Below are 6,420 nucleotides of genomic sequence, written 5' to 3'. Positions count from 1 at the left end.
GAGCCGGCACAGCGTGTCGGCCAGCCGCAGGCAGCCCTCGATGCGCTCGGCCACCTTCACCAGCACCCGGTCGCCGAACTGGTGTCCGAGCGAATCGTTGATGTTCTTGAAGCGGTCCAGGTCCAGGAACAACACGGCAAAGGGCATTTCCGCATCGCCGCGCAGTTGCAGCGCCCGGTCGATGCGGCGCGACAGCAGCAGCCGGTTGGGCAGGCCGGTCAGCACGTCGCTGTAGGCCAGATCCTCGATGCGTTGCTGCGCCGCGCGCTGGGTCGACAGGTCACGGAAAAAGCCGATGGTCTGCACCGTGTGGCCCATGGCGTCGCGCAACACGACCCAGGACAGCCGTACCGGGCAGGTGCTGCCGTCCGCGCGCCGGTGCCAGACCTCGCCCTCCCAGAATCCGGCGGATTGCCAGGAACGGCTGATGTCGGTGAACAGGCGGCCGGCATCGCGGTCCTCGAACAGGTCGATCGCGCTCATGCCGAGCATGGCGTCGCCCTCGTGCCGGGCCAGTCTCCGGCATACCGGGTTGACCGAGATGATCCGGTGGTCCGGGTCCGTGATGAAGACCGCGTCCGGGCATGAATCGAATACCTTGGCCGCGAGCCGCAGGCTCTCATGCGCCGCCACGCTCTCCGTGATGTCGAGGAAGGAGAACACGCGGCCGATGACCCGATCGCGGCTGTACTGCGGCAGCACCACGCGCTGCAGCATGCTTCCGGAGCGCAGCGGGATCACGTCGGTGGCCTCGGCTTCTATCGAATGGGCGATCTCCGCCAGGCGCTCCTTGTACTGGTGACGGTCCTGGACCGCAGCGGCCAGCCATGCATGCACCGCCGCATCGTCGCGGCGCATCAGCAAGTCCTTGGGCACGCCCCACATCTGTGCGAAGCGGCGATTGAATGCCCGGATGCTGCCGTCCAGCCCGCAGACGAGAAGGCCGTTCGCCGTGGACTCGAGCGTCGCGCGCAGATCGGAAACCAGCAGTTCCAGTTCGCTTTCGGCCGCGCGCTGGGACGTGCGGTCCACCACCCCGAGCAGCCAGACCCCGCCCTGGTCGCCCTGCACGATATGACCAATGCGGCGCTCGACGTGCAGCACGCGGCCGTCGGCGCAGGTCAGGCTGGTCTGCGAATGCAGAACGGCTGCCGGGTTGTGGCGTGCGTCCTCCCAGAATGCCTGGTCCTCCGGGCTGGTGAAGACCTCCCGCACCGGGCGGCCCAGCAGCTCTTCGCCGGCCAACCCGAGCAGTTCCGCCGCCATGCGGTTGTGCGCGATGATCCGCAGGCTGTGTGGATCCACCAGCCAGACCGCCTCGAGAAGTCCTTCGATCACCGCATCCGGCATGCCGGAGCGGGTCACGCGAGGTCCCCAATGGCGTCGGGCATGGCCGCGCGCTCGAAGAAGTAGCAGATGCGCTGGCGCGGTGACAGATAGGCCATCGCCTCGCAGGGCAACTGGGTCGGCTTCAGGCTGCGGCGGATGCTGAGTTCGGGCGTGGTCTCCAGGTCGAGCACCAGAGCCTCCTCGCGCGGAATGGAGGGGTCGTGCACGATGACCCTGGGCCGCAGCGGCCGCATCGAATTGACCGAGGTGACCAGGGCGAAACGCTCGTCGCCGAGCTGGACCACCGATCCGGGTGGATAGACGCCCATCATGCGAATGAAGGCGCCCAGCACGGTGCGATCGAAGCGCGCCTTCATCTGCGTGAAGAGCACCGACAGCGCCTCATGCGGCGTCAGCACGCCGCTGTGGCGGCCGGGATTGCAGAAGTTGTCGTAACGGTTCACCAGCGCCAGCACCTTGCCGCAGAGCTGCATTTCTGCTCCCTTCAGGCGGGCGGGGAAACCGCTGCCATCAACCATTTCGTGGTGCTGCGCAATGGCAGCCGCCACCGCAGCCGGCAGGCCCATGGCCTCGGCCGCGGCAACGCCATGCGCCACGTGCTGCTGGTAAACGTGGTATTCGGCGGCGGAGAAATACTCCTCGGTCTGCCGCAGCCGATCCGGCAGTTCCTGCTTGCCCACATCGTGCAGCAGCCCGGCCAACCCCAGCTCAACCAGTTGCACGCGCTCCAGCCCCAACGCCTGACCCAGCAGTAGCGACAGCACCATGACGTTCACCGGGTGCTGGGCGCTGCGCTCTCCCACTCCCTCGGACAGCAGGCGTATCACCGATTCACCATTGGTCAGCATCTGCTCGATGCATCCGCCCACCAGGTCTTCGCCGCTCTGGCGCGCCTGGACGGGGCTTTGGCGCACGCTCTCGAGCACGCGGCGGTAGCGGCGCGCCGCATCGGCGAAGCCCTGCTCGCACACCGTGAGCTGCCGCTGTTGCTGCTCGAGCTGTTTGAGTCGCTGGCGGCGCAGGTCCGGTTCCGCGCGCCGCTCCAAGGCTTGCGGCGGGATCCGGGCAGTCGCCTCGGCGCCTGGCGGCTGCACCACCGATGCGTCACTGCGATGCGGAACGTAGCGCACCCGCCGCAGGCCCAGGGTCGCTATGGTGTGAATCTGCGCCTCGGAGGAAATCTTGAAGTTGTTCAAAGGAAATGGATGGTCCATCCAGCCCAGGTCGAGCTGAATGAACATCCCGACCCGCAACTGACTTACGTCGATGAGTTTCGACTGGCCCTCTTCCATGAACGACTCACGGAGTTGTCCCCCGTGGCCTCGTTGTCTGCAAAAAACCCAAACATGAAGAGTGCATGCTACACAACAAGACACATGACAAATGCATGCGTCGCAGGGCGAATGTTCCCTGCACACAACATATTCGGGATTTCGTCGATTTTCGGGCGAGAGAAAGCTTGTCACGCAAGGAACAGGGCCTCGAATTTCTCGCGCAGGACATTTTTCTGCACCTTGCCCATGGCGTTGCGCGGCAGTTCCGGCACCAAGGCGCAGTGCTTCGGAATCTTGAAGTTGGCCAACTGGGCGCGCAGTCGGGCCAGAATGTCGGCCGCCTCCGGCCTGGCCCCGGCACGGGGGATGACGACGGCCACGCCGACCTCTCCAAAGTCCGGGTGCGGCACGCCGACCACGGCGCTCTCGGCCACGCCCGGCATTTCGTTGATGCACGCTTCGATCTCCGCCGGGTAGACGTTGTAGCCACCGCTGATGATCAGATCCTTGCTGCGTCCAACGATGCAGAGGTAGCCCGCGGCATCGACATGCCCGACGTCGCCAGTGCGGAAGTAGCCATCGGCGGTGAATTCCTCGCGCGTCTTCTCCGGCATGCGCCAGTAGCCTTTGAACACATTCGGGCCCTTCACCTGGATGCCGCCGGTTTCTCCAGTGGCAAGGGGCCGGTCATCCTCCCCGGCGACGCGGAGTTGCACACCCGGCAGCGGGAAGCCGACCGTACCGCCGCGCCGGGCGCCTTGCGCCGGGTCGCAGGGGTTGGAGGTCAGCATGATGGTCTCGCTCATGCCGTAGCGCTCCAGGATGACGTGGCCGGTGCGCTCTTGCCAGGCGCGGAAGGTCTCGATCAACAGCGGTGCCGAGCCGGAGATGAACAGGCGCATGTTACGCACTGCGGCCCGGTCCAGGCCCGGCTCCTGCAGCAGGCGCACGTAGAGCGTGGGAACGCCCATGAACACCGTTGCGTCAGGCAAGCGGCGCACGACCATGGCCGGGTCGAACCGGGCGAGCCAGATCATCTTGCTGCCGTTGAGCAGCGCCCCATGCAGGGCGACGAACAGGCCGTGCACGTGGAAGATCGGCAGCGTATGGATCAGCACATCGCCCGCGCGCCAGCCCCAGTAGGACTTGAGCACCTGCGCGTTGCTCAAGAGGTTGCCGTGGCTCAGCATGGCGCCCTTGCTGCGGCCGGTCGTGCCGCTGGTATAGAGGATGGCGGCCAGGTCGTCCGCGCGCCGGGGCACTACGGAATGCATGTCTGGCATCGGCGCGGCGGCGTCCAGCAGCGTGCCGGTGCGGCCATCGTCCAGCGTGAAGACGTGGCGGGTGCCCGCGGCGTGCGCCACTTCGCGCATCCATCCTTCGTTGTGCGAGGCGCACACCACGACTTCGGGCTCGGCGTTGCCGATGAAATACTCGATTTCGGCACGCTGATAGGCCGTGTTGAGTGGCAGGAAGACATAGCCTGCACGCAGCGTGGCGAGGTAGAGGAGCACCGCCTCCACCGACTTCTCCACCTGCACCGCCACGCGCGCGCCCTTGGCGAGCTTGAGTGACTTCAGCAGGTTGGCGATGCGCGCGCTGGCGCGGTCCAGGTCGCGCCAGGTGTAGTAAAGGCCGCTGTCGGTCTCGATGGCCGTGGCATCCAGCTCAGCAGGAAAGGCCGCGAGCAGGGCGGAGAAGAGATTCTGGTTCCTCATGGGAATGGCAAATGGCGGTAGGAATACAAAAAGGGGGAGGTACCGCTGCGGGCCGGCGTCCTGGCACGCAGCACGGACACGTTCATTCGAACTTGGAGCCCGAGGCCTTCACCACGGCGGCCCAGCGCACGATCTCGGCATGTACGAAAGTGCCGAATTCCTGCGGAGAAAGCGCCGGAAATTCCGCGCCGTTGCTGGCCCACGCCGCCTTCAACTCGTCGGACGCGCCGGCCTTGCGCATCTCCTCGACAATGCGCGCCTGCACGTCGGGCGGGGTACCCTTGGGCGCCCACAGGCCGTACCAGGTGGTCACCGTGTAATCCGGCAGGCCCACCTCCGCAGCGCAGGGGACGTCAGGAAAGCTCGGATTGCGCCTGGCGCCCGACACCATCAGCGCCTTGATGCGGCCGCCCTTGATGTGCGCTGCCGAGGAGCCCAGGCCGTCGAACATCATGTCTACCTGGCCCGACACCAGGTCGCGCAGCGCCGGCCCGGCGCCGGTGTAGGGAATATGGGTGATGAAGGTCTTGGTCTGCAGTTTGAAAAGTTCACCCGCCAGGTGGTGCGAAGTACCCGTGCCCGCCGATCCATAGTTGAACCTGCCCGGGTTCTTGCGCAGCAGCGCAAGGAAAGCGGGCATGTCCGCGGCTTCGGCCTGCTTGGGATTGACCACCACCACCTGCGGCACCTGGGCGAGCAGCGCGAGGGGAACGAAGTCGCGTTCCAGGTCGTAGTCGAGCTTGGAATACATCGACGGCGCGATGGAGTGGTGCACCGCGCCCATGAACAGCGTGTAGCCGTCCGCGTGCGCGCGCGCCGCAATGCCGGCCCCCAGCGTGCCACCGGCGCCGCCGCGATTGTCGATCACCAGTTGCCGGCCGGTCTGCTTGGCGAACTGGCCGGAGAGCGGCCGCGCAAAGGCATCGGTGCCGCCGCCCGCCGGAAAGGGCACGATCAGCGTCACCGGCTTTGTGGGCCATGCGGCACCCTGTGCCCGGACACCTGTGGCGAACACGGCGCTGCCGGCGGCAGTAGCGCGCAGCAGGGCGCGCCTGTTGAGGCTGTAGGTCATCGCTCTGTCTGTCGTTGTAAAAATTCTGTTCTAGAAGCCGAGGCTGGTGACCGCGCCGGAGGCGGCCACGTGGCCCTGCGCCAGCAGGGCGCGGTAGCGGTCCAGGCGCTTCAGGTCGTAGAGGTAGTTCACCATCAGCCCATAGGATTGCTTCTGGCCCTTGGGCGACGGGTCTCCCGCCCAGTTGATCCGTTCCACCCTGGCGCCGTTGCCGAGATGGAAGCGTGCCACCGGATCGGCCGGGCGCCCATCGGGCAACTCCCGAGTCAGGTAGTAGGCCGCGCACTGCAGCAGCAGTTGCCGCAGCGGCGAGCGCGGCGCCAGTTCCGTCGCCCGGTCGGCCGCGTGCAGCAATTGGGCCGCACCGAACTCCGGCACCCCGTCGGCACGGGCCAGTTCCGCCAGGCGCTTGTCGTCGAGCAGGCTCAGCATGCGGCCCGCGTTTCGGCCCAGCCAGGCGCGCAGGCCGGGTATCGGCGACAGGGTGGCGAAGGTGCCGAGCTTGGGAAACTCCGCGCGCAGAGTTTCCACCACGCGCTTGATCAGGGAATCGCCAAAGCTCACGCCGCGCAACCCGCTCTGGGTATTGCTGATCGAATAGAAGATGGCCGTCGTGGCGCGTGCAAGGTCCGCCGGCGCAGCGGCCTCGTCCAGCAGCGGCGTGATGCACTCGGCGATCTCGCCTCCCAGCGCCACTTCGACGAATATCAAGGGCTCCTGCGGCAGCCGGGGATGGAAGAAGCCATAGCAGCGCCGGTCGCTGTCGAGCCGGTTCTTGACGTCGGCCCAGCTGCGGATGTCATGCACCGCTTCATACTTGATCAGCTTCTCGATCAGCGAGGCCGGCGAGTCCCAGCTGATGCGCCGCAGTTCCAGGAAAGCGACGTCGAACCAGGTGGAGAACAGGTGTTCCAGCTCGGCATCCAGCGTGGCAAGGCGCTTGTCGCCGCGCAGGTGCGGCAGCAGTTCGGCGCGCAGATCGACCAGGAAGCGCATGCCCTCGGGC

The 6,420-nt window shown here is 66.5% G+C and carries 5 protein-coding genes; all 5 read right to left on the bottom strand.

What is annotated here, in order from left to right:
• On the bottom strand, positions 1 to 1,365 hold a 1,365-nt coding region (locus JHD63_RS21360), incomplete at its 3' end, for a sensor domain-containing protein (protein ID WP_198972814.1).
• A complete protein-coding gene (locus JHD63_RS21355; protein WP_198972813.1) occupies positions 1,362 to 2,642 on the bottom strand; it encodes an HD-GYP domain-containing protein in 1,281 nt (426 codons plus the stop codon). The genes JHD63_RS21355 and JHD63_RS21360, both read right to left, overlap by 4 nt.
• A gap of 170 nt (positions 2,643 to 2,812) precedes the next feature.
• Complete coding sequence (locus JHD63_RS21350; protein WP_198972812.1) at positions 2,813 to 4,342, bottom strand: malonate--CoA ligase; 1,530 nt, start codon at positions 4,340 to 4,342, stop codon at positions 2,813 to 2,815.
• Positions 4,343 to 4,424: 82 nt separating this feature from the next.
• Complete coding sequence (locus tag JHD63_RS21345) at positions 4,425 to 5,414, bottom strand: Bug family tripartite tricarboxylate transporter substrate binding protein (RefSeq protein WP_198972811.1); 990 nt, start codon at positions 5,412 to 5,414, stop codon at positions 4,425 to 4,427.
• Positions 5,415 to 5,444: 30 nt separating this feature from the next.
• The coding region (locus tag JHD63_RS21340; protein WP_198972810.1) for a malonyl-CoA decarboxylase domain-containing protein at positions 5,445 to 6,420 on the bottom strand (976 nt) is incomplete at its 5' end.

The organism is Xylophilus sp. ASV27, assembly GCF_016428875.1.
Taxonomy (GTDB): domain Bacteria; phylum Pseudomonadota; class Gammaproteobacteria; order Burkholderiales; family Burkholderiaceae_C; genus Xylophilus.
Note: the sequence above shows the minus strand (reverse complement) of the source record. Positions and strands in the feature narration are given on the sequence as shown.

Bases quoted from the DNA above. Each gene is read 5' to 3' on its own strand.
- JHD63_RS21355 (WP_198972813.1), bottom strand. From the start codon at position 2,642: ATGGAAGAGGGCCAGTCGAAACTCATCGACGTAAGTCAGTTGCGGGTC.
- JHD63_RS21350 (WP_198972812.1), bottom strand. From the start codon at position 4,342: ATGAGGAACCAGAATCTCTTCTCCGCCCTGCTCGCGGCCTTTCCTGCT.
- JHD63_RS21345 (WP_198972811.1), bottom strand. From the start codon at position 5,414: ATGACCTACAGCCTCAACAGGCGCGCCCTGCTGCGCGCTACTGCCGCC.